The organism is Intrasporangium chromatireducens Q5-1 (assembly GCF_000576575.1).
GTDB classification, from domain to species: domain Bacteria; phylum Actinomycetota; class Actinomycetes; order Actinomycetales; family Dermatophilaceae; genus Intrasporangium_A; species Intrasporangium_A chromatireducens.
This window is the reverse complement of sequence record NZ_AWQS01000457.1, coordinates 1-1,491: the sequence shown is the minus strand read 5'-3', so window position 1 is coordinate 1,491 and position 1,491 is coordinate 1. Positions and strand designations below refer to the sequence as shown.

General features: G+C 70.0%; 1 protein-coding gene. It reads right to left on the bottom strand.

Annotated elements, in window-relative coordinates; genetic code table 11:
- Nucleotides 1–45 precede the first annotated feature (45 nt).
- Entirely contained in the window at nt 46–1,440 is a 1,395-nt protein-coding gene (gene tig / locus N864_RS22190; protein WP_034722675.1) for a trigger factor, read from the bottom strand.
- Nucleotides 1,441–1,491 lie beyond the last annotated feature (51 nt).

Here is a 1,491-nt window from a genome sequence, read left to right as displayed (position 1 = left end):
CCCGACCGCCACGCGGTCGGGGGCCTCGTCAGCCGAGCTGGTGGGTCAGGCCTGGGCCGTCTCGTCGGCGTCCGTGGCAGCGACCTCGCTCTGCTCCGCCTCGTCCGCGGGCACCTCGACCGCCTCGACCTCGCCGACCTCGACGGCCTGGTCGTCGTCCTCGTCGTCCTCAGAGCCCGGGACTGCGGCGTTGAGGTCGACGACGTTGCCGGCCGTGTCCTTGACGGCGACCTTCTCGAGCACCGCCGCGAGCGCCTTGCGGCGCGCGACCTCGCCGACCATGGCGGGGATCTGGCCCTCCTGGTCGATCGACTGGGCGAAGGTGTTGGGGTCCATGCCGTACTGCTGGGACGTCATGACGAGGAACTCGATGAGCTCCTGCTGGCCGACCTGGACCTCTTCCCGCTCCGCGACGGCGTCGAGGAGCAGCTGCGTCTTGAGGGCCTTGCGGGTGCTCTCGTCGACCTCGGCACGGTGCTCGTCGTCCTCGAGACGACCCTCCTGCTCGAGGTGCGAGTGGATCTCGGACTCGACGACGCCGTCGGGCACGGGGACGTCGACGCGCTCGAGCATGACGTCGAGGAGCTTGTCGCGCGCCTCGACCCCCTGGCCGAACTTCTTCTCGTTCTCGGCGGCGCGGGCCACGTCGGCGCGCAGCTCGTCGAGGGTGTCGAACTCGGAGGCCAGCTGGGCGAACTCGTCGTCGAGCTCGGGCAGCTCGCGCTCCTTGACGGCCGTGACCGTCACGGTGCACTCGGCCTGCTGTCCGGCGCGGTCGCCACCGGCGAGGGGCGCGGTGAACTGCTTGGTCTCGTCAGCCGACATCCCGACGAGCGCCTCGTCGAGGCCCTCGAGCATGTTGCCGGAGCCGACCTCGTAGGACACGCCCTTGACCGAGTCGACCTCCTCGCCGTCGACCTCGGCGGACAGGTCGATCGAGACGAAGTCGCCGTCCTGGACCGCACGGTCGACGCCGACGAGCGTGCCGAACCGGGCCCGGAGCGCGTCGAGGCGCTCCTGGATGTCGGCGTCGTCGACCTTGACCTCGTCGACGGTCAGCTCGATGTCGGAGAAGTCCGGCAGCTCGAGCTCGGGGCGCTTGTCGACCTCGACGACGAAGGAGAAGTCGTCGCCGTCGCTCATCGGCACGGACAGGTCACTGATCTCGGGCTGGCCGAGGGGGCGCACCGCGTGCTCCTCGAGCGCCTGGCCGTAGAACTGCGGGAGGGCGTTGTTGACGGCCTCCTCGAGGACCGCCGCACGGCCGACGCGCTGCTCGATGATCCGGGCCGGGACCTTGCCCTTGCGGAAGCCGGGCACCTGGATGTGCTCACCGATGTGCTTGAAAGCCGCATCGAGGCTCGGCTTGAGCTCCTCGAACGGGACCTCGACGGTCATCTTGACCCGGGTCGGGCTGAGGGTCTCGAGCGCACTCTTCACTGCGGGTACTCCATGGCTTGGGGTTGCGGCCGCGGGACGGCCTCGGATTCG